This is a genomic window from Hymenobacter coalescens (genome assembly GCF_054783195.1).
In genome coordinates, this window is the sequence record NZ_BAAGRA010000018.1 from 76,631 (window position 1) to 98,309 (window position 21,679).

Below are 21,679 nucleotides of genomic sequence, written 5' to 3' on the forward strand. Positions count from 1 at the left end.
ATTATCACCAATACCCTATGACCAATTATCCACCCCGGCCGGCGGCCTCTTCTCAAACTTTTGCGCTGGTTATTGGCCTGGTGTTGCTGGGCCTGCTGGCAGGCGAGTGGTACGTGCTCCAGCACCCGGCGGAGCTGGCCGCCGCCCGTGCCGCGCAGAACCAGGCCCAGCAGGCGCCCCGGCTAACTCCCGCCCAGCGCCTGGCGGCCCGGCTGGCCGTCCTCAACCAGCAGCGGGCCGAAGCGCGGCGGGCGCGGCTGCAGCGGCAGGCGGCGCCCGTGGTGGGGAAGCCGGCCGCCGAGCTGGCGACCCGGACGAGCCGGGCCGGCGACGAGGTGGTGAACAGGGGAGGGGCAGCAGCGGTGCGCGTAGCCAGCGCCGGGCAGGGGTTCAAAGGCAAGCTGCTGGTCAAGGCCGGCCGGTTCTACGACGCGGCGGGCGGGTACCTGCGGACGCTGTTGCTGCTGGTAGCCGCGGCGTTGGTTTTTCTGCCGTCCGCGCCGGAGCGCAAACCCGGGCAGGCCCGCCGCAAGCCCCTGCGGCCCCAGGCTGTGCGCCTCGTGGTGGCCAGCTGTGCGGGACTGTTCCTGCTCGGTGCCTACGTGCTGCTGGGCATTACCTCGTATTCGGTCGGCCTTATCCGGGTGGGTTACCCCGTCGCGGCAACGCTGGTACTGGTCAGCGGCTTCGTAGTGGGGCTGCTGCGGGCCCTGACCAAGAGCCCGGACTTTGGGCTGAGCGTGGAGCGCAAGAGGGTGGATACACCCGATGGGTTCAGTTTGCCCACGGAAGGAGGTGGTTGGGTAAACGTACCCAATCCGTACCGGGGCGTGCTGGTATTAGGCGGTGCCGGCGCGGGCAAAACCTACTCCATCGGGGAGCCGGTGATTGAGCAGCTGGCGGCCAAGAACTTTGCCGGCCTCATCTACGACTTCAAATTTCCGGTGCTGGCCGAGACGGCGCAGAAGGCGATGGAGCTGGCCGGGCGCCGGCCGGATCCGCCGCGGCTGCTGCCCAACGGGGAACCCGAGCCGGCGGTGGTGCTGCACGTCATCAACTTCCGCGACCTGCAGCGCAGCGAGCGGGTGAACCCCTTGCGGGCCGCGGACATGCCGGTGGTGGCCTTTGCCGAGGAGTACTCGCGGGCCATCATCAACAACCTCAACCCGGCCAGCATCCGCAAGATGGAGTTCTTCGACATCAGCGCGGTGGCTTACCTGACGGGCATCATCTGGTTTTACAAAAAGCACTTCCCGCGCTACTGCACCATTCCCCACGTGGTGGCCACGGCCATCCACAAGGACTTCAAGCACGTGCTCTCGATGCTGGAAACCGACCCCGAGTGCGCCGGCATGGTGCGCAGCATCGTGACGGCCGTGGAGCAGCGGGCCGAAAAGCAGGTAGCCGCCGTCGTGGGCACGCTGCAGGTGATTCTGAACCGCATCAACTCCCCGGAAATCGTGTGGGTGCTCACGCCCGACGAGGAGAAAGGGGAGGGGTTCTCGCTTAACCTGAACGACCCGAAGCAGCCGGCGCTGCTCTGCATCGGCAACGACCCGACGCTGAAGGAAACCTTCTCGCCAGTGGTCAGCTGCATCATCACGGTTGCCATCAAGCTCATGAACCAGCAGCACAAGCACCGCAGCTACGTCTTCCTCGACGAGGCCGCCACGGTGTACGTGCCGGGCCTGGAGCTGCTGCCGGCCACAGCCCGCAGCAATAAGGTGGCAACTATTTACATGACCCAGGATTTGGCTCAAATGACCGATGCCTATGGGCCTGAAAAGATGAAGGTTATGGTCTCCAACCTCAACAACCAGTTTTTCGGCAAGGTCAACTCGCTCGACACAGCCAAGTTCATTTCCGAGCTTGTGGGCCGGGAGGACAAGCAGATGGTCAGCATCAGCACCGGCAAGAGCCAGGGCGGGGCCGGCAGCCACGGCAGCCACAGCTCCAACCTGAGCACCAGCTACCAGGAGCGCAACCTGGTGCGGGTGCAGGACGCCATCAGCCTGCAGCAGGGCGAGTTTATCGGCCAGACCGTGGAAACCGAGCGCACCTTCTTCCAGGCCGTCATCTCTCGGGCCGACGCTACCCCGGAGCGCTTCCCGCTGCACCCGGTGGCCACCTTCGGCGACAGCGAAGCGGATAGTGCCGCGATGCTCGCGGTGGTGGTGCAGGAGAATTACCGGCGGGTCAGCCAGCAGGTAAAAGAAACCCTGGCCCTGCACGCAAACACCTTAGCAGGAGCCACAAAAAATGAGGTCGAATAGCCTCGAAAACCCCGCAGAAAACGACAATTAGCCCCTTTTTGGTGTTGAGTAAGTACCCAGCACCTAGACTACAATCCCTATGATGAAGAGCTTTTTTACGCCCGCCCCGGCCGGCCTGGACCCCGAGCAGCTCGCCGCCCGCCAGGAGCGGGAGCGCGGCGCCAACAACTCCATTGCCATCCTGATGAGCAACGGCCCGGCGCCGAGCCCGGAGAGCGTGGCCATCATGCAGCGCTACGTGGACGGCGAGCTGAGCATCGACGAGGCCATTGAACTCAACGACGCGATGCTGCTGGCGCGCTACCAGCCGGGTGCGGCCCCGGCCAGCCCTGAGGACCAAGCTGCACGTTGATGGTAGCCGGCGACCGATTCAGCGACGAAAACGGAGTACGGATAAACCGGCTGGGCATTACCGATCCCCAGCAGCTGGCCCAGGCCGAAACCGACTCCTCGCTGCTGCGCCTGCAGCGGCTTAACCTGCAGGGCGGCATCCCCGGCGGGCGCTACGACCACGCCCACCTCAAGCAGGTGCACCAGAAGCTGTTTGAAGGCGTCTACCAGTGGGCCGGCGAAACCCGGGCCGACCGGGAGTTTCAGGGGCACAAGCCCACTTACGTCACCGGCTTCAAGGAGACGATGACCTACGCGCCCTACAAGGAGATTGAGCAGCGCCTGAACGCTATTGGTGAGCAGCTGGGTCAGGAGAACTACCTGAAGGGGCTACCGGCGGAGAAGTTCGCTGAGCGGGCCGCCTACTACCTTGACCAGTACAACCACACCCATGCCTTTCGGGATGGCAACGGACGCACGCTGCAGGCTACGTTTGTGCAGCTGGGCAAGGAAGCCGGCTACCAGGTTGACTTTGCCCGCATCGACCCGGCCACGCTCAACCGGGCCCGCGATCTGGCTATAGTGCGTCCGCACGCGCCCGAGGAGGCAGGTAAGAACTTGCAGGCCTTGAAGGCTATGTTTGAGCAGGTAATCAGTCCGGCCCCAGGGCTTGAAGCAGAAAAGCTACGTGACCCTAGCCAGGCGCGGCCACTGGCGGCCTTGTCAACGCAGATGCAGGCGATGGATGCCCGGCGCGAGCTGGAGGTGACCGGGTACCGGGTGATGGACATTGTGGCCAACATGCCCGGCGCTGGCAATTACGAGAAGGGCGTAGCGGTGGGGAAGGGGGTAGAGGCGACAAACCTGAATCCAGCGGCTGTTCAGACGCACCTAGTCCAGTTTCAGCAGGCAGCAGAGAAGATTGCCAAGCATCCCGCGCTGCAGGGACCCGATGCCCGCCAGGACCAGACGGATGCCAGGCGGTTTCGGGAAGCGGCCGGACAGGTAAGCACAATTGCCCGGCAGCACAGCGTTGGTCAGCAGACTCGGCAAGAGGTTGGAGGGGAATCATCTACTCATGAGCAAGCCCAGGCCGCATTTGGTGTGGCAGCCACGCAGCTGGCCCGGGTCTTACGCGAGCACGGAGAGCCGCTGGCCGCCGCTCGCCTGCAGGAAACAATCCGCCACGTGGATCGCAACCCGTACCTGGGGGGATTAAACCGCGAGAATGTCGACCGGGCAATAGCAACGGCTGAAAAGCTACCCGCGCTCAACAATATTCGTTCGCTGGAGGAGTTGCGCAATGCCGCAACGGTATTGCAGCTTCCTGTCCAGGCGACCGAGCGACAATCTGCCAGCCCTGATCTAACCGTTCGGGGTGCCGACCAGTTGCAGCGATAAATTTGCCTGCAGCTAGTCAAGGCTGGGCAAGCAAGTTCCGCTAACAAAAGCCATCAGCGCGTAACAACCAGGGACTGGGTGGTCATCTTCTCCTTCTTCCAAACAAGGAGCGTCTCCCGTAGCGGGCCTCCGCCTTGTCAAGCGCTTCTTCTACTTTGGACGACTCCGCAGGTGGTGGATACCGCTCGCGTAGCAGGTCATCCAGCAGAAAATCCGGCGCATGAAAAAAAACATCGAGACCAATGGTCTCCTCAAAGCGGGAACGCTCCTTTAGCTGGTGCTGATATGCATTGTAATACCCGTGTTTGAGATATACGAGCACTGAGTAGCGTCCATCGGTCAAATCGTGAATGATGTTCTCCACATAGAACATGTATTCTCCGGTCACGGCCCGCAGGAAATCCAGCTGTAGCTGTTCGCCAACCCGGGGTGTGATGGGTAGGCGGCAGCTGAATGTCTGTGATGCCCGCTGGCCGGTTAAGATAAGTTGGTGCTCTACCTGCTTGAAGGGTACGGCATCGGCATCGCTTTCCAGCAGGTGCAGGTAGGCCGCATATAATGCGTCAAGCCAGCGGCGGTATTTGGAAGGGGAAATACCTAGGTCCTGCTGTAGCTTTTTGCCCGTGGGAACCTTCGCGTCGCTATCAAGAGTGAACAAGACTTTCGCCAGGGGCTGCCACTCCGCATTCTGCTCAGCAAGGCGGCGCAGCACTTTGGGCACTGTTACCAAGTCACGCGTCATCTCTTCCGACTTCATCGGGGGCGTTTCTTCCGGCTGATAGGATTTAGGCATGGCAAAGCGGAGTTAGGAGTGGAAGGATTAGCAAACCACAGGCTAACTCCGTCTGCTTTACTCTTTGTAGTAGCCAGCGAAGTCAACCAGATAGATATGCCCTCGGGTAGCGGCATTCTGCCGCCAATTCTTCAGCGTGTAATCGGTATTGTGTTTCTCATCATACTGTTGCGAATCCTGGTAGGTGTAATAGCTAACGCCGGAGACCGCCAGCCCCAGCAGCTCGTCTACCCGCGGCTCCTGCTTGAATGCCCCCGTTCGTAATTGTCCAACCTGCCAACCGTTGCACCATAGCTGCCATTCAGCCCAGGATTTTCCGTTGAATGCCTTCTGAACCTTTATAAGCTTCACGGGGTCACCAATCTTGATCTTGTGACGAATGAACTCATACGTTCGATCTTCCCGAGCACCCCAGGAAATAAACAGCTTGTCTAGCCCGGGCTTGACGATCCGGCCCAGGCGTTGCTCTTTATTGGCCAACTGGTACGTCCGCCCTTCCTGCACGGCCGCTTCCCGGTCGTATTGGATGACGGCCAAGCGATACCGGGCCCGGGTATATGCCACGTACAGCAGCCGCCGCTCTTCTTCCGCCACCTGGCGCAGGTTGAGTACTGGCCTCCCGTCCCAATCGGTAGCGAAATCGGCAAAGGATGGCGGAATGAGCACGGCGTCAAACTCCAGCCCTTTCACCTTGTGCATGGTCGTGAGCACTACTTCCCGCCGCGAGTGGCCCGGCACCAGCTCCGGCATGTGCTTCTCGTAGAGCTTCATGAAATGGCCATCATCACGTCGGGCCATGTCATCAATGAAGTCCAGCAGGTCCTGATTTGTGGCGTCGTCTTCCTGCTCAACCCTGAACTCCCGTACCAGGCAATGTACCAGATGGATCAGGTACTCGTCCCACACGCCGGCAAAGCTTTGCAACGTCTGCTGTTTAGCGCGAGCAAACTCCTGCAGGTAGTTAGGGCTAAGGGGCGCTTCCGGATTTTGCTGGTAGGGCTGAAGCAGGTGCTGAAATTCGCGCGAGGTTACCGGCGAGCTGGAGGCCCCTTGGATACGCAGGGCCACATCGGGCGGAAGGGTTCGGGACTGCAGCTCGTTGAAAGCGCGGAACACCTCATCGTTGGAGCGCAGCATGACGGCAACCTGCTGGTAGCGCTTGCCCGGCTCGTATTCGGTTTCTGTTAACAGCTCATCGAGCTTCACTTTCCAGTCAGTCTTGGTTTCCCGGAAAGACAGCAGCTCGCAATAGCCCATATTTCGCGCAGGCTTTCGAACGGGCTGCAGGGGTGGAATTGAAAACCGGTCCGGGTTATTGGCCAGCAGCCGGGCCGCCGCCTGCAGGATGCCAGGGTAGGAGCGGTAGTTATTGCTTAGGTAATGCTTTTGGGGCTGATACAGCTCCTCAAACTCCGCATAATAGGGATATGGGTCAACCTCACCTCCCTCCGTTACGCGCTCATACCCGTAAATGCTCTGATTAGGATCGCCAATAACGCAGAGCTTGGCCGAGTCAACGGGAGCAATGGTTTTGAGCATGGCCAAGCGCTCACCCGTTATGTCCTGAAACTCGTCCACGAACACGTATTCAACTGGCCCCAACTGCTGGCGAATCAGCCGCGGATTATGGGCCAGCGCCCGGGCCAGCTGCGGTACCCACTGGCTGAACTCTATGCCCTCCAACTCTCCTTGCAGGCAGCGCCGGCATAATCCATGGAAGGTGTACACGTGCAGTCGCTTAATGAGCTGCCCGTAACCCAAGGCCCGAAACAGCGTGCTCAACCGGTCCTTGAGCTCAACTACCACGGCCCGGTTGTACGCCAGTACCAGGATCTGGTCTGGTGGGATATTGTTCTTCTGGATCAGGCGAGCGACGCGTAGCGTCAGGGTGTGCGTCTTGCCGCTGCCGGGCCCGGCAATCACCTGCAGGTTATCGCTTAGCGGCGCATCATAGACTTGTCGCTGCTCCGCACTGAGCTTTTCCTCGGCATCCTTAAGCGCCTCCTGCCGAAAGGCCCGCAGCATGGCATGGTCAGCGCCCAGGTGATCTGCCAGCAAGCCTACCAGGTCAGCGCTACCCTCACAGGCAAAGTACTGCTTGATAAAGGCGTCCTGTTTTTGGTGGGGCATCGCGGCCAGGCATTCCAGAGCCAGCAGCCGAAGCTTTTTAAGCTCCGTTCCTTCTAAAAACTGCTGATGGGTCTGGTAATCCCGCGAAGACTGGTCCTCGTAGTCCGGGACGGTTTGATCCAGCAGGAACAGCTCAATGCCCATGGGCATAAAGCTGCCGCCCCCTTTGAGGTAGCCCAGCGCCCGCGCGAGAAACAGCAGGTTATCTAAATAATCTACCCCCGCTTCTTCCAGTTCCAGCGCCACCACCATGTCGGCGTAGTTGAAGGTGTACTCTCCCGTGAGCGTCTGAGCAGTCACATACTGTAGCAACGCCAGGAGCCGTTTTTTTAATTCGGCCAGGGGCTTGCTCCAGAGAGAGTCGTGGCGGTTACCGTTATAAATCAGCTGCGTTACGCCCGGCTCACTGCGGTCGCGCACGTTCATGACGGATTGCAGCCGCGTGTTAGGCAGCAGCCGTACCAGCTTCAGGGCGAATTTAGCCCGCTTCTCCCGCCAGTCCGCTGCCAGATCCTTAGCGGTTGTCTTCTTGTCAACCGGCTTCCCTTTTTTGAGCGGTGTCCAATAGATGTGGTCCGGCTGAAGTTGTTCAGCCGCCACTTCCCTCACCAGCCGGTCCAGCTCATTGCCGTCCAAGCTGCGCTGTGTCTGGGGAGCTATTGGGGCCAGGAGACGCTCCGCCAGCAGAAACACCGACTCCACCAGCGGCAAGTCCCGTTTGTTCCAGCGGGATTCCTGCCAGGCTTTGAGCTCTGCTTCCCGCAGCTGCGTCAGCTCCAGATGCAGTTTCCGGTCAATGGATATGGCCTTGATCTTCTGGGCCAGAAACAGAAACCGGAACAGCTCGGCGTGTCGGCTTTTACCCGATAGCGCTTTGAGCTCTTCCATGGGCATGCTCACAGCGGTGGCTTCGCGATACTTCGATGCATGCAGCTGGGCAATAAACTGCTGCATCTGCGCCCGCTCCGTATCGTCTTTGATTTTCAGATAGCTGGGCTTCTCCAGTAGCAGCAGAGGTAGAAACGAGGGGGTAAATAGCCCGAGGCGAATACGACCCAGCAGTTCCAGCCAGTGCAGCGCCAGGCGGAACCGGACATCGTCCTCTTCTTTCTCATCGGCATCCCGCTGCCACAAATCCAGCGGCAGTGCCAAGGGCTCATGCACCAGTGTATCCAGCTCCCGGTACTTCTGCGCATACTGGTGAATCAGCTGTTGCGTCTTCAGCACGTACTCCCAGCTCAGAGCGGATTTGTGCTGCAGGTCGCGCAGCACCTGAAAATCCCGGCTAGCCATTACACAAACGGCCTGGATAGGATGGGCTTCAGAGAATCCGGCTGCCTCCAGCGCAGCCCGGTTACGGCCCGCCCGGCCTACCTCCTGCAGGAAATCCTCAAAGGCGGAAGAGGGTCCCAGGTGGTATACGTAATGGATGTTTTTGATATCCATTCCCATGCCGAAGGCCTTGGTTGCCACCAGCACCACCGTTTCACCCGTCTGATACGCGGCGTACTTGCGCTCCCGGTCAAAGCCATCCAGCCCGGCATGGAAGTAGTCAATCTGCTCGGCCCAGGGCAGCCCCGCTTCGGTGGCCAGCTCACTAAGCTGTTGAACTGCTTCTTCGGCCCGGCGGCGGGTCCGCACGAAAATAAGTACCCGGCTCACACTTGCATCGAAGGTCTTCTCCTGCAGGTTCCGCACGACGGTTTCCGCCTGCTGGACTTCTTCCTTGACCCGCTCAAAGCTCATGCGGATGTGCTCCCGCACCGGATTATAAGCTAATTCTCCTATGCGCTCCATTACACGAATAGCTGCGTAAACTCCTGATAGATCTTTTCTGAGACGGTGGCCGAAAATAGGAGCACCGGGAAACGGCGGGAGCTTCCTTCCCGGAAGCGCTGAACGGCCTTCCCGGAATACAGGTAGTCGGGCCGGAACTCATGCCCCCATTGCGAAATGCAATGTGCTTCATCGTACACCGCGTACTCCAAGCCTTGGTCGTTATTGAAGCGCTGCAGAAAGGCCTTGGTAAAAGCTCCGCTCCGGAAGCGCTCCGGGGTTATGAATAACAGGGAAATTTCCCCGCCCGCCAGCCGGCGGTAAATCTGCGGCAACTCATCCCGCTTATCCTGGTTGATGTATTCCACGCTGCTGTAAAAACCAAGCTTCCACAGGGCATTTACCTGGTCTTCCATCAAGGCCTTGAGGGGCGTGACGACAATGGTCAACCGGTTGGTAAAGGCGCTGCGGTACAGGGCCGGGGCCTGGAACAGCAGGGATTTGCCCCCGCCCGTGGGCAGCGATACCAGTAAGTCCGTCTGAGCGGGAAGGATTTTATTGAGATAGGGCTGCTGGTGATCGTACCAGGGATGGCCTTCCAGGAAAACTTTGCTCAGCAAGGTCTTGGCTTCCTCCAGGTCCAGGGTAAACTCCTGTTCCGGCCGGGCACTCAGTAGCACTTGGTCGATCATATGCGCGGCAGTGAGGTATTCCTCCTCGGTGGCCCAGGGAGCATCCGTGAAGTACTTCTGCATCTGCCAGGACTGCTCCAGAGCAGGAAAGTCACCCAAGCGGGGGTCCAGCAGCCAAAGATGATTGTCATCGTGGTTGTCCAGTAACCGGGAGCGCAGCTGCTGCACCAGTGGCTGCTGCAGCTTCAGCAGGAAAAACAGGTCACGCTCGAGCACGTTCTCCACGCTGCTGCCCTCAACAGAACTATACTCTAAAGAACCAGCTGATTCGCTTGCCTCCACGTCCCGGGACTGTAGCCTTGCCCGATCGAATAGCTGGGAGCCCCGGGCCAGAAAGTAGTTTTCGAGTAGGTTGAAGCTTTCCAGCACAAACTGAACCGGGCCCAGGTAATTAGCTTCCACCACGGCCGTTGCCTGACTGATCGGCACAATCAGGAGCCGGCGGCCCGATCCGTACTGGTGCAATAGCTCCAAGCGACGACCCAGCGCGGCCTCCCGCCGCGGTATGAAGAATCCCTGACCCCGGAAATAGGCCTCCAAGGGCTCTACTTCCTCCAACCGCTGTAGGAGCAGTATTAGAGGAGAGAAGCTGCTGCGCTCCAGGATTTCCTTAACCAGAAGGGCTTGGAGCAGCCAATAGCGGGAACGGTAGATGGTTTCCGGGTTGAAAGGCGTAATGCCCAGCCGTCGCTGCAGCGGCAGCTGGGCTAATCCCAGCCATGTTACCTGCTGACGAGGAAATGGGCGCTCCGCTCCACTCACTACGTGCACTCGCGACGGCGCCAGTGAGGTAAGGAGTGTCTCCCAGTCAAAGCTTCCCCAGATGCGAAACTGTCCGTACAGATGCTTTTCCAACCACAGATTGGTATAGGCGGCAGGAACCTGCGCCCCAAGCTCCGCCGCCTGATCACGGCGGAGCGCTACGAAGCTCTGGCCACCAGAAAATTTGATCCATGCGGGCCGGGTGGCCGGGCTCGCCAGCAGATCGGCGGTAGCCAGCTCCCGCAACAGCAGCTTGCGGCCTAACGTGATGAGGTCAGGCTCCAGAACGATCACTTCCAGATCCGGCTGGTCCTGTAGCTGCGTCAGGTGCGCCAGCAGCTGCTCCGCACTCAGGCAGATTCGCAGCCCATCCTGCCACAATAGTGTCGTCGGGGCGTGATGACACCTGCTAAAGTCCACGATTGCCTGCAGGCGGTGCCGGAAAGCCGGAGCCATATTGGCCGGCACAGTGGGAATCTGGGCTTGCCGGCAATACCGGAAGTAGCGTCCCGCGATAACGCGCTCAGCCGGGTGGTCCACCAGCTGTTCCAATACCGGCTCCTGGAGCACCTGCCGATAAAGAGCTGGCGTGTTGTCTGAATCCCAGAAGCTCATGAAGGACTCAGTTCGCAACTCGTTCCATAGCTCGGTGGGAGCCAGCACGAGTGTGCGCGGGGAGGTGCTCTGCTGCAGCTGCTCCCGCAGCAACCGCTGTCGCGAGGAGGGCTGCAGCTGCGGCCGCAGGTAGCCAGCAGCTTCGTGTCGCAAATCGGCCGCGGTTAGCCATGCTTCCTGCTGCTGCGTCCGCAACCGGGTCAGGGTGTCCACCACTGCCGCTCCAAACAGGGGTGATAGCTCTTCCCACTCCGCCGGGGAAAGTAAAAGCACCCGTCTTACCTGGGTCAGGAAAAGCTTTAGTGCAATCTCAGCATCCGCCTGCGCCTGGTGGGCAGTGCGCAGAGCTAGCACCTGCCAGTCCACGCTTAGTGCCATCTCAACTGTAAGCGTGTCCCAAAGGCAGTCCGCTCGCAGCTCCACATCATGCTCCGCCAGCACCGGTGCGTCGAAATCGGTTAGGTTATGTCCCACCAGCAGGTACGGAGCGCTGTCGGCCACTCGGATCCGAAGCTGCTGCACCCGCTCTTCCACGGCGGTATCTCCCTGGCCCGTATGCCACGCGCCCGGCCGGCCCCAGGCAATTTCGTGAATGACTTCCCGGTCGCTCTCCAGATCGAGGCCCAAAGCGGAAAAAGCAGCAAGGAGCTGCTGATCTCGGCCGGCCCGCACCCTGTTTAGCAGCAGAGGGCTGTTAGCCGGCGTTAACCACTGACTCACCGCAAGCAGCTCTTCATCTGTCAGCTGCGCCGCTACCTTATCCTGAGCCGTTGGTGGCAGGACGTTGAACTGGGCGAGTGCCGTCTCCCGCGGAAAAGCATGAGGCTGCTCCTCTTCCAACCAGACTTCCAAGTGTGCGGAGGCGGGAAGTGCTTCAAAAAGCTGTTTTTCGAGTTCCTGCGCGGCATCCGCAATGGCCATTCGGGCAATACGGCGGCGCTGACGGAAAACCTCGACCTCAGTGGTGGTGCCGGCCTGTTGCAGCCACAGTGCGACTACCTCGTTGTAAACCTCGGGGTGCACCTTGGCCAGAAGTCCCTTAAGCTTGGCTAGGTCGGTGTGCAGCTGTTCACCGTCCTGCTGGGGCAGGCAGGCCAGACAGAGCCCGGACAAGGTACGGTGCGGCGTACTAGTCCACCACGTCACAGCGGCTTCGGACGCGGCCAGCAGGTGAGCTAGTGGAGTCGCTACGGCCAAGTTGCCAGCCAGGGGCGACTGGTAGTACAGCCATAGCTGCCAGGCATAAAATGGTGTCGATCGATTGAGAACCGTTTGCACCGACTCGGCAAGTAAACCAGGCAGATGCTGGCTGATTTCTGTCAGCGCCTGTATGGCCGGACTCCACGACTCGGTGTCCGTTACCGGGCGGATGCGGCTTAGTAGTTCCAGGACGGTTTCGGCCCGTGCTTCTTCGGGTAGTACGCGTAGCAGAGTCAGAAGTGTGTCCACGTCCACGTGCTGCTGCACCCTGTGAAGCAACGCCAGGTTCTGGCTGAGGGGACGCGCCCAACGAACCTCCAGGGTGCCCGGTTTCTTCCTGCTGGGGCCTTCGGCAAACAGCACCCAGTCCTTTAGCTCGGGCAAGGTTCCAAAGGCGGAAAAATGCCAAAACAGCTTTTCACTCGCCCCTCTTTTCAGGAGAAAGCCAAAGCCCCGCTCTCCAATCACGTCAACTACCTGCCCCAGATACAGCTCATCATCCGCGGGTTGCTTTGCCGCGGAAGGCTTAGATCTGGTACCGCGATTCTGACCTCCCGCTTTGGGCTGCTGGGCGGCTTGGGCTGCCGGCGAAGGCTCTTTTTCGCCTGCAGCCGGTGTTGTACTTAACAGGCTTTGCGTCTCTGCGAGCAGCTCAAGGCTAATAGTGTGATTGTTGCGGGGAGACTGGGGCTCTTCCGAGGTCTGCTCCGTAGTCTCCAGCGGGGCAATGTCATCTGGGTGGGGAATACCTAGCTCATCACTCAATATAGTCAGCCAGGCAGGCGGTGCCGTCTTTACGAACTTCAGCTGCGCTTTTATCCCATGCTTACCCAGAATATCTTCCAGCTGCTTGGGGCTGATCTTGTAGTATTGATAGATTTTTGCAAGCTGCATAACAAGATTGCCCGGGTTGAAATGCACCAAGTGCCAAAGAGAACCAAGGTAAGTTGTTTTCGAGTACTGTTTTAGCCAGGATGGGAAGTTATGTCCAGCTTAGCTAGGCTACCTCAACATGCCATATTAACAAACAAACTGGAACATCTTATATATTGGCAGGTGAAATAGCAGACTGAGCCATGAATGTGAATAAATTAATAAAAATTGCATTTTTATTAGTGACCGCACTATGTGTTGGTTCAAATGAAGTCTTCGCGCAATCAGCAAATACAACAGCAGTAACACCTAGCTCTAGAGCTGATTCAGTATCTATTTATATAAATCAGATTTTACTCAGCCCATCAGAAGATGCGGCTGTTCTGAAAGCATTAACTTATTTAAGTAAGAAAAGTGAGAGCTTAAAAGATGTTATTTCCAAACCCAATACAACGCTTGATAAGCTTATATTGAGTGAATACAATATAAAGGAAAATATTAATAACCATGCATATAAACAAGTTTTATATGAAATTAAATCAATTAACAAAATATCGAATGAGAAGAAAATTCAGGTAGGTGATACATTAAAACTTCCTGTTTTGCCAAAGAAGTCAGAATTAATAAAAAGCGTAAACTACACCCAATTCGTTGACCCTGAAAAGGGATTAAATAAATTCTTTACAACAGCCTCATTTATAAAGAGCGACTTAAATGCAGCTCCTCTAAGTCAATTTGCATATCAGCCTGCTTTTACAGTGATTCGACTGGATTCTTTGAATTTGGTTTTTTTTAAAAAATTTCTGCCGAAGTCATTAACAGAGCAAAAGAATGGCATTGCGTATGCTGAAGTTAATGACCCTGAATTCGTTGCAGTAGATTTTCCTGCATCAAACATAGACTTTCCCGTTACAACACCGCAGAGTACAAACGATGATACTGATTTAATTAATTTGATAAAAAATATTGATAAAAAATATTTTGGGAAGTATATTTATATGGACTTTTTTAATGATGGTGATTGTAAGCATGGTGAAAAAGTTTTCGACGTTATGCGGCTAAACCTAGAGCATTATGGATTGAATCCCAATGATCTATCTTTAATTCCGGTTCCAGTAAATTATTTCAAGAATGAGGAGAAGTGCTTGGAGTTAATGAAAAAACTATTTACACTTTCGCCAGATGATAGCCCTGAAATAGCTACTTTTAAAGTAACTGGACAAGCAGGTCTACAGTCTTTGATAAAACTAAAAAAGAATAAGACAAAATACGAAGAGTTAAAGAAGCGAAATCCAGAGATTATACCTGAATTATACTTAATTGCCTGTATAAGGGCATGTTATGGTCAAGAGCCTGATGTTTTAGCATCTTCCTTTTTCAGTAGGTGCTATGGCTCAAGCGCATTATTACCATTTGAAGATGGTAATACATCTGTGATTACTGCATGTTTAAATGATAATGGAACTTATATAGAGTCTTTTCTCAAAAAAACAGACCCCAAAATAAGCAAAGGGGCAACAATTGGAAAGCCCGAACCATTGTTTGCATATTTTATGGCTTACGAAAAATCGGGCAGCATTATCGTGGGATGCGCAGCTGAGGGTCAAAAGCCTAAATTTCGTGGTATGTATTCTCAGGGAGGTGACTATGTAACCACACTTGGTAAAGGGTATGGATGGGTTGGGAAGTGTATACAGAGCAATGATATCGGCGCAAGCTTTGCCACTCCAGATGTTGGAACGAAGGTTCTAATTGCAAAAGCTTATTGGAAATCTGTTTTAGAAAAGCCAGTTAGCGCTTTAAAAACGCGTCATAGGGTCGTGCTTGCAACTGATATTGACACCGCGTATGCAGGCAGATTTGCCTCCGCAGGTGTCCTGAATTTAAGAAAATTAATGCAAGCAAGTAATGGCTATTGTGAAACTATAACGGGGAGCATTAAAAATGCCAAAATTGAAGATGGTTCATATGCAAAGTACAATCAAATTACGCAGTCAGCGTTCCACGGAAAAACCGGAATTGGCGGTATATATTTTTCAAATAACGAATTTTATGTATATTTGAGTTCGAATTCAGCTTGGACAAAAGTGAATATGAATAGTATCCATTTATTAATTACAATTGATAGTGAAAAAATTATTATAGACAATATAGATGATTTCAAAACACGTTTCAAACAGGTAGTTTCCCTCAAAAATCTGTAACACTCCAAACCAAAACACTCCCCATGAAAAAAATTTACATCTCCTTAGGCCTTTTGCTGATAATACATTCTGCTGCAATAGCTCAGAATAACTATTCAAAAATCATGGTAAAGGCAATAAAGAAAGCTATTGGCTCAGACCTTAAAGGTTACCAATCATTTAGCTATCCAACCGATAATTTCGGTATCGTAACCTCTTATACATCAACTGCAGATGATGGAAACTTTTTGTGCGATACCTGGAACTGTCTTAACGTAACTACTCCACCTGCGAATGATAAAGCTGCTTGGCTTAACGTTAACGGCTTCGCTGCTGTTGGAAGCGGTGGAGCAATCTCCTTTACCAAAAACCAAAAAAAACAACTGGCACTCAAGGCTATTCTGCCTAAAATATATGATGTCGTGGGTATTGGAGCGGATGCTTCGTTCGAAAGTGATGTTACGACAACATTGAGTTTTAGCAGTGCACAAATGAGAAAGCTGCTGAAGCAGCAAATGATCACATTCATCAATTCACAAGATGACACTAAATTGATTAAGCAAGCATTTACAAATGGCACCCTTGTGATTGCCGTTTCTGATTGTGTTGTCAATGATTTAACAGTAACAATAAAGTCTAAGGGCAAAGTTGGTTCCAAGTTGGATGCTAAATTGGGCGTAGCAGGGACAACTGTAGCTGCGAAAATTTTCCAGGATGCATCCTTAACAGTTAGCGTTGAGAAGACTTCTGAAGGAGAATTCACTTTCAAAGTGAGTCATCCTGTTATCGTTGCCCGTCTTATTAAAAAGCAGCCAGGCGCTGGCGTATTGGGTGCCAGTGATGATTTTGAAGATTGGACGGTCATAACTCCGCTAAGTGAGCCTACGGCAGTTAAACCTTAAGTATACTCACGTATGAGTGATAATACCCAGAGTTGGGTATTATCACTCATGCTTTGTGCAAAGCATTCACCCTGTTTTATAAAAATTTAGCTAGCAACGTGTTAACGAGAGTCGTATTAACGAGGCTTTTTATGACGTATCTCAGATAGTCCGAAACGGACGTTTTGCGAGATGCTGATTCGCTCCGATTCCCTTAGCGTGAATTTCCGTTCGAACTCTAGTGCTATCCCGTTGCGAGGTGGCTGTCCCTGTGGGCTACCTATTAGCACGTCAGGGTAGGAGCAGGGCTTACAAAGTTGAGCATTGGCTTTTAAACCCCGGGTCGGAGGTTTTACCCGATTTGTAACCCTGCTAGGCACAGGTCGAGGTGACGCACATAGCTGCGCCTGGGCAAAGCGCTGATCCTCGTGTAGTAGAGTCAGGCAGGCATTTCCGGTCTTAACAGGCAGCCGTATCTACTTTTTGTGAATCTCAATCCCGGAATTTGTTGCTCTTGCTCAGGTTGCAATCTGCGCACAGGGTCTGCAGATTAGGGGTTTTCGTTACAACGGGGCGAAAAATTACGCTAAGCCGTCGCAGCCGTCGGCGCGACCGCCTGTGCGGGTTGGCGCAAGGGGCGTAGGCCGTTGCGCAACAAGATTTCCTGCTCGGCAAAGGTGTATTTGCCCAGCCGGTTGATGTGCTCGAAGCGGGCGGGGGAGAGATGGGTCAGGTCCTCGTCCTGTACGGGGTAGCCTTCGGCCCGCAGCTGGGCAATGACCTCTTGCATGTAGACCGTGTTCCAGACGACCACGGCGTTGGTGAGCAGGTTCAGGCAGCCCACGACCTCCTGCTGGGCCTCTTCCTGCTTACGGCGCAGCACCCCGTCGCCCCCGAACCAGAGCCAGCTGCGCAGCGCGTGCAGCTGCTCGCCTTTATTAAGTTGGGTGTTGATTTTGCGGCGCAGGGGCTGGTTCAGCAGGTAACGCAGGATGAAAATGGTCTTGACCAGCCGCCCGTATTCCTGCAAGCCGTAGGTGAGCTGGTGCTGCCGGGGGTAGGCCTGGAGCTTGCGGATAAACAGCGAGGCCGTCACGTAGCCCAGCTTCAGCGAGCCGGCGACGCGCACCAGCTCTTCCCAGTGGCGGGCCAGGTACTCGGGGTTGACCTGCCCGGTGAACTTGAGGGCCGGGTAGGCCACGTCCAGGCCCTTGACTTTGCTTAGCTTCTGGTCGCCGATGTCGCGCAGGCGGGGCGTGAATTCGAGCCCCAGTAAGTCGAAGAGGGCAAAGACCAGGTCGGTGTAGCCGGCCGTGTCGGTGGTGTGCTCCAGGATTTCGAGCTCCGTTTCGTTGCCCAGGATTTCGTCCAGCACGTAGGTGGCGTCGCGCTCGGTGGCGGCGATGACCCGGCTGCCGTACTGCGCGTACTGGTCGGCCGTGTGGGTGTAAAACGTGACGCCGCGGCCGTATCCGAAGTACTTGGGCAGGGCCCGGGCGTTGCGCACGGCCCCGCTGACGGGGAAGCGCTGGCCGTCGGAGGAGGACAAGGTGCCGTTGCCCCAGGAAGCGGCCAGCCACTGCCGGTGCTGGTAGTTGACCAGTTGGGTGGTCGCCGGCCGCAGCGTTTCCTCCCGCAGGCAGCTGCGCGCCGTCCACCACAGCGCCTGGTAGTCGAGGCCCGTGCTTTGGGCCATGTCGGTGAGCGGAATCGTGCAGCCCAGGGCCAGCAGGCTGGCGTAGCGCAACGTGGCGTGCTGCGGCTGACGCGGGAGCTGTCCCTCCAAGGGCTGCAACTGAGCGGCAAACTGGGTCCAGCCGTCGACTTCCACCAGCAGGTCCGTAAGTTCAACGCGGGGCAGGCGGCGCGTGATTTCCTCCTGCAAGGCCGTCACGGAAGCCGGCAACTCTTCCGCCTGCAGGCGGGGCACGACCAGGCGGCCAGCGGCTTCGTCGAGGTAGCTGTCGTGGCCACTGCCGAGCAGGGCTTCCACCTGGGGCAGCAGTTCCTGCAACTCGGCAATGCGCTGGGCAATCCGCTCCACGGGTGCTGCGGGCAGGTTGAGTTGCTGGCAGGCCTCGGCCCGCACACCCGCCCACGTGTCGGCGGGCAGCAGGTAGCTTTCCAGCGGCGCGTACTGGCGGGAGTCGGGCAGGTACACGTCCCCCGAGCGCAGCCGCTCCCGTAGTGTTGTGAGCACGCCCAGCTCGTAGGCCTGGCGGTGGCCACTGGGAGCCTCCGCCGTTTCGGCGGCCCGCACAAACCGGGTCCAGGTGGGCGTCATAAAGGCCTGCGGCAGGTCTTCGGGCAGCTTGCGCCGCCGGCCCGCTTGCAAGTCGGCTACCAGCGAGAGCGCTTGGGCGAAATCGTCCCCCTGGTAGGCATGGGCAAAGTGCAGCTGCGCGAGCAGCTGGCCGGAAAACTGCTTGACGCTGCTGTAGCGCCCGGCCAGAAACGCGAGGTGGGAATGGCGGCTGGGCTGCAAAAGCGCCTGGCTCACTTCCAGAGCCGTCAGCAGCGCCTCGCGGGAGAGGGCTTCGTAAATCGTGGCCCGCAGGTCCGGCCCCGGCACGTCCTCCTCGGCCACGACCAGGCGGGCCGCTTCGCCCAGGGTCAGCAGGGCCTGGTCTTTGGCGGCGGCCATGCGCTGCTGGTAGGCATCCAGGTCGCGGCGCGCTTTGGCCGTGGCCCCTTCCCAGTACTGGTCGAATAACTCGACCACCGCGTCGGTCAGCGCCAGCAGGCTCTCGCGCAGAAACGCCACCAGGGCGGGGTAGCGCTTTTCCGGGCCCAGGCGCTGCAGGTAACTGTTGCGCCGGGCCCGCACCAGCCGGGCTAAGCGCTTTTGCCGGTTGATGTGCAGGCTACTGGTGTCCCAGGCCGGCACACCCAACTGCTGCAGGAAAGCGAGTTTGGCCAAGGCCTGCGCCAGCGCGCGGGGGCTGGCCGTGGTCGCGGCCTGGCACAGCCAGCGGTGCCGGGTGCGAGCGGCGGGGGTGTCGTCGGGCACCAGCAGCGCGTCGAGCGTGGCCAGCAGACCGGGCTGGTCGAGCAGCGGCCGCAGGCGGCGAAACGATTCGCGGTGCGCCTGCTCGGCCAGGCTGCCCACCAGTCGCTCCAGCGTGCCGATGGCCGGGCGCAGCAACCGGTGCTGGCGCAGCTTCTGGCAGGCCAGGTCCAGCAACAACCGTTCGTTGTCGTGTTCCAGGGCCCGCTCGAGCAGCCACGGTTCCAACCAGCCTTGTTCCAGGGGCGTCCACTTGCTCCAGCCCAAATGCTTGAGGGCCGCTTGCAGGTGAGCGGTGCGCGTGGCCTCCCGACTCCCGTACCCGGCCAGGTCCACGAGCGCGCCGTCAGCCAGCTGCCCGGCCACAAAGGCCCGCAGCTCGGCGGGCACGTGCCCCACCCACTCATCGGGCAGGTAGCCCAGGTAGCGCAGCAGGCCCAGGTGCAGGGCCACGCCCAGCCGACTTGTAGCCCCGCGAAACGTGGCCACGAAGGCCCGGTCCGCTTCGCTCAGGTGAAAGTGCTGGCGCAGGTCGCGCTCGGCAATGGCAGCCGGCATGCGCTGGTAACGCTGGCGCTCGGCCTGGGTCAGAAAGTCAAGGGGCATGGGCGAACGGGGCGTCTCGAAAAACGGACGTTTTCCGGCGACAAGCCGACCCCGTCGAAACGCAGGGCCAAGCTACCGGCTGAGCGTCTTATTTCCTTGTCTCATGAAACTATGTTCGCGTATCTTCGCCGCCGTGACTTTATAAGACAACTGCCCATGAAAGTCGGCTACGCCCGCGTGAGTACCCAAGACCAGCAGCTGCACCTGCAGGTCGACGCCCTGCAGGCCGCGGGCTGCGCCGACATCGTGCAGGAAAAAGCGTCCTCTTCCAAAGACCGGCCGCAGCTCCAGCAGCTGCTGACCCGCCTGCGGGCCGGCGACACGCTCGTGGTCTGGAAACTCGACCGGCTGGGCCGCTCCTTAAAAGACCTGGTGCTGCTGGTGACGGGCTTTCAGGAGAAGGGCATTCACTTCGTGAGCCTGCACGACCACCTGGACACGACCACCGCCCAGGGCCGGCTCATGTTTAACCTGTTTGCCTCGCTGGCCGAGTTCGAGCGCGACATCATCCGCGAACGCACCAACGCCGGCCTGACGGCGGCCCGGGCCCGCGGCCGCCAGGGCGGCCGGCCCAAGGGGCTGTCCAAGGAGGCCCTCTCCAAAGCCCAGGCGGCGAAGACCCTCTACCTGCAGCAGGACAAGACCGTGGCCGAAATCGGCCAGCTGCTCGGCGTGGGCCGCGCCACCATTTACCGCTACCTCGCCCACCTGCAGGTGCCCACCGGCAACCAGACCGCGTAACCAAGCCTCCCTGATGAATATTGACGACCTGTTAGTCCCGCGTCATCCCCTCCCACGACTGCACGAGCAGCAGGTCGCGTCGTTGCAGCAGCTGCCGGAAACGGAACGCGCGGAGCAGGCCCAGCTGCTGCGCGTGGGCAACGCGGCGTACCGCTATCACCAGCTGTCGGATGGCCAGCTCACGGAAGCTGATTTTCAGCACTGGCTGGCCGGGCTACCGCCCCGGATGCGCCAGGCGATGGCCACCGCTGGCTTCGCGGCCGCCAGTAGCAACTGGGCTTTTCGACGACACGTGCTCGAACGCCGCGACCTCGGCTACGCGGCCTTCATGCAGCAATTGCTCTCGGCCGAGGACTGGGCCTTCTGGCAGCAACAAGACGACGAATCTGCTTAGCGTAATTTTTCGCCCCGTTGTAACGAGAACCCCGATTACGTAACTCTGTCAAGCCTCCCAGCGAGTACGGCACTTTGTGGTCGATCTGTAATTTGGCCCCCTCAGCCGGTCCGTTACCGCACGCCACGCACCTGAAGCCGTCTGCCTTTAGTACCCAGTAGCGCATGCCCAAGGGAATCGCCCGTTTGCTCTTATTTGCCGCAACCCGTGGCGGCATGTTCATCAACTCGTTGTCCTGGCTGGCAACAGGGTCTTCAGAAAGCTGGAAAGAAGGAAGAATTTCCAGTTGATAGCCCTTATTGCCCTGGTAGTGGCCTTTAAGCACGGAAACTACCAAAAAGTCGTTGAGCAGATCCTGAGCAGTGGTGTTCACCAGTTTTTTCCGGACCGGGTCATAGATGCCGAGCAGCAGATCGTTGTTTTCGGTTACATCGTATCCGATTCTGCGCAGCTGCTGGCAGAAGACGGCCTGCTTTTGCCGGCGGTGGGCCTGGGCCAGCCGGGGGCTACCCTGGTACTGCTCAGCAAACCGGATCTTCTGGGTCAGATAAATCACTCCCCCGCTCTCTTTCTCCGTGGTCAGGTTCAAGGAGAACACCATTCCCTGGGTATTACCCACGCGTGTATAGCAAAACAGACGGTAGTGATCCGCTGAGTTCATGTAGAGCTGCATGGAAACTTGCAACACCCCCTGCAGCAGCGGAAAGGAATACTCGTGCTTGTTGTCGAGCAGGTCTATATTACCCTGATTATATTGAATCCTGTCCGTGACCCCACGAGTACCCGGTAACAAGAACTTGCCAATTCGCAGATAATCAGGCAGCTTGATTCTTTTCAAAAGCTGAGCAAAGCCTACAGCATCAGCGCGCGGTTCAGAAGCAGACATCAGGTTGAGTCAGGCGTAAGATGGGTGTGATAATTTCAGATAATGACCTACTATTATATAATCTCCATGGTGGTAGTAAGAATATGTGCCATTGCACCAGTGCAAAATTTGCGCTAGGCGGGTGCGTTTCAGGTTA

12 protein-coding genes are annotated in these 21,679 nt (G+C 57.4%); 7 read left to right on the forward strand and 5 right to left on the reverse strand.

The annotated features are described in order from the left end of the window. The first annotated feature begins 17 nt into the window (after positions 1–17). The 3 genes from ACYVKQ_RS16405 (at position 18) to ACYVKQ_RS16415 (ending at position 4,004) form a co-directional block, all read left to right on the forward strand. Positions 18–2,273, forward strand: coding sequence for a TraM recognition domain-containing protein (locus tag ACYVKQ_RS16405; protein WP_460676430.1), 2,256 nt, complete (start codon positions 18–20; stop codon positions 2,271–2,273). 79 nt (positions 2,274–2,352) lie between these two features. Further along, positions 2,353–2,625: an antitoxin VbhA family protein gene (locus tag ACYVKQ_RS16410; RefSeq protein ID WP_460676431.1), complete on the forward strand. Its 273-nt coding sequence runs from the start codon at positions 2,353–2,355 to the stop codon at positions 2,623–2,625. Continuing rightward, positions 2,625–4,004 carry a Fic/DOC family protein gene (locus ACYVKQ_RS16415; RefSeq protein WP_460676432.1) on the forward strand — a complete coding sequence of 460 codons (1,380 nt, stop codon included), beginning with the start codon at positions 2,625–2,627 and terminating at the stop codon, positions 4,002–4,004. The genes ACYVKQ_RS16410 and ACYVKQ_RS16415 overlap by 1 nt, the downstream gene beginning before the upstream one ends. Before the next feature lie 82 nt (positions 4,005–4,086). Here the strand turns inward: ACYVKQ_RS16415 and ACYVKQ_RS16420 are convergent, their stop codons facing one another. The 3 genes from ACYVKQ_RS16420 to ACYVKQ_RS16430 are packed head-to-tail and all read right to left on the reverse strand — an operon-like array spanning position 4,087 to position 12,893. Next, positions 4,087–4,797, reverse strand: a complete 711-nt coding sequence (locus ACYVKQ_RS16420; protein ID WP_460676433.1) for a hypothetical protein — start codon at positions 4,795–4,797, stop codon at positions 4,087–4,089. A gap of 57 nt (positions 4,798–4,854) precedes the next feature. Continuing rightward, complete coding sequence (locus ACYVKQ_RS16425) at positions 4,855–8,724, reverse strand: UvrD-helicase domain-containing protein (protein ID WP_460676434.1); 3,870 nt, start codon at positions 8,722–8,724, stop codon at positions 4,855–4,857. Further along, positions 8,724–12,893, reverse strand: a complete 4,170-nt coding sequence (locus ACYVKQ_RS16430; protein ID WP_460676452.1) for a DEAD/DEAH box helicase — start codon at positions 12,891–12,893, stop codon at positions 8,724–8,726. Before ACYVKQ_RS16430 ends, ACYVKQ_RS16425 begins: the two co-directional genes overlap by 1 nt. A 155-nt stretch (positions 12,894–13,048) precedes the next feature. Between ACYVKQ_RS16430 and ACYVKQ_RS16435 the strand changes: the two genes are divergently transcribed. Both ACYVKQ_RS16435 and ACYVKQ_RS16440 read left to right on the forward strand, forming a co-directional pair. Continuing rightward, the gene (locus ACYVKQ_RS16435; RefSeq protein WP_460676435.1) at positions 13,049–15,049 is read left to right on the forward strand and encodes a hypothetical protein; all 2,001 of its coding nucleotides are present in this window, start codon (positions 13,049–13,051) and stop codon (positions 15,047–15,049) included. A 23-nt stretch (positions 15,050–15,072) separates the two neighbouring features. Further along, positions 15,073–15,930, forward strand: coding sequence for a hypothetical protein (locus tag ACYVKQ_RS16440; RefSeq protein WP_460676436.1), 858 nt, complete (start codon positions 15,073–15,075; stop codon positions 15,928–15,930). A 565-nt stretch (positions 15,931–16,495) separates the two neighbouring features. On the opposite strand, the gene ACYVKQ_RS16445 is transcribed toward ACYVKQ_RS16440, so the two are convergent. Next, positions 16,496–19,522: a Tn3 family transposase gene (locus ACYVKQ_RS16445; protein WP_460676437.1), complete on the reverse strand. Its 3,027-nt coding sequence runs from the start codon at positions 19,520–19,522 to the stop codon at positions 16,496–16,498. 156 nt (positions 19,523–19,678) lie between these two features. Here ACYVKQ_RS16445 and ACYVKQ_RS16450 point away from each other — a divergent pair, with 156 nt between their 5' ends. Both ACYVKQ_RS16450 and ACYVKQ_RS16455 read left to right on the forward strand, forming a co-directional pair. Next, positions 19,679–20,263: a recombinase family protein gene (locus tag ACYVKQ_RS16450; protein WP_460676438.1), complete on the forward strand. Its 585-nt coding sequence runs from the start codon at positions 19,679–19,681 to the stop codon at positions 20,261–20,263. A 13-nt stretch (positions 20,264–20,276) separates the two neighbouring features. Further along, the gene (locus tag ACYVKQ_RS16455; protein ID WP_460676439.1) at positions 20,277–20,657 is read left to right on the forward strand and encodes a hypothetical protein; all 381 of its coding nucleotides are present in this window, start codon (positions 20,277–20,279) and stop codon (positions 20,655–20,657) included. On the opposite strand, the gene ACYVKQ_RS16460 is transcribed toward ACYVKQ_RS16455, so the two are convergent. Further along, complete coding sequence (locus ACYVKQ_RS16460; RefSeq protein WP_460676440.1) at positions 20,590–21,543, reverse strand: HNH endonuclease; 954 nt, start codon at positions 21,541–21,543, stop codon at positions 20,590–20,592. The genes ACYVKQ_RS16455 and ACYVKQ_RS16460 overlap by 68 nt on opposite strands. Positions 21,544–21,679 lie beyond the last annotated feature (136 nt).

Coding starts and splice junctions, on each gene's coding strand:
- ACYVKQ_RS16440 (WP_460676436.1), top strand. CDS start 15,073: ATGAAAAAAATTTACATCTCCTTAGGCCTTTTGCTGATAATACATTCT.
- ACYVKQ_RS16410 (WP_460676431.1), top strand. CDS start 2,353: ATGATGAAGAGCTTTTTTACGCCCGCCCCGGCCGGCCTGGACCCCGAG.
- ACYVKQ_RS16415 (WP_460676432.1), top strand. CDS start 2,625: ATGGTAGCCGGCGACCGATTCAGCGACGAAAACGGAGTACGGATAAAC.
- ACYVKQ_RS16445 (WP_460676437.1), bottom strand. CDS start 19,522: ATGCCCCTTGACTTTCTGACCCAGGCCGAGCGCCAGCGTTACCAGCGC.
- ACYVKQ_RS16450 (WP_460676438.1), top strand. CDS start 19,679: ATGAAAGTCGGCTACGCCCGCGTGAGTACCCAAGACCAGCAGCTGCAC.
- ACYVKQ_RS16420 (WP_460676433.1), bottom strand. CDS start 4,797: ATGCCTAAATCCTATCAGCCGGAAGAAACGCCCCCGATGAAGTCGGAA.
- ACYVKQ_RS16425 (WP_460676434.1), bottom strand. CDS start 8,724: ATGGAGCGCATAGGAGAATTAGCTTATAATCCGGTGCGGGAGCACATC.
- ACYVKQ_RS16455 (WP_460676439.1), top strand. CDS start 20,277: ATGAATATTGACGACCTGTTAGTCCCGCGTCATCCCCTCCCACGACTG.
- ACYVKQ_RS16405 (WP_460676430.1), top strand. CDS start 18: ATGACCAATTATCCACCCCGGCCGGCGGCCTCTTCTCAAACTTTTGCG.
- ACYVKQ_RS16460 (WP_460676440.1), bottom strand. CDS start 21,543: ATGTCTGCTTCTGAACCGCGCGCTGATGCTGTAGGCTTTGCTCAGCTT.
- ACYVKQ_RS16435 (WP_460676435.1), top strand. CDS start 13,049: ATGAATGTGAATAAATTAATAAAAATTGCATTTTTATTAGTGACCGCA.